The 235-nt window shown below is 70.2% G+C and carries 1 pseudogene; it reads right to left on the reverse strand.

What is annotated here, in order from left to right:
• Window positions 1-235, reverse strand: a pseudogene (locus tag ACG02S_RS26380) (IS481 family transposase); the annotation flags it as partial.

Genomic DNA, 235 nt, shown 5'->3' on the forward strand with positions numbered 1-235 from the left:
CGCGCAGGAACACCCAGCGCGTGGCCCGGTCGATGGCCACGAACAGGTAGCGCCGGGCCACCTCGTCAGGCATCTGCGGCAGGTACTTGATGTCGATGTGAACGAAGCCCGGCTCGTAGTCCTTGAAAGTCTTGGTGGGCGGCGCCGCCTCGCCAGCGGCCTCACGGGCTGCGGCTTGCAGCTCGCGCAGGCTGCCCACCCCGTGGCGTCGCAGGCACCGATCCAGCCCCGAGCG

The organism is Pelomonas dachongensis (assembly GCF_043555865.1).
In the GTDB taxonomy this organism is placed as follows: Bacteria; Pseudomonadota; Gammaproteobacteria; order Burkholderiales; family Burkholderiaceae_C; genus Pelomonas; species Pelomonas dachongensis.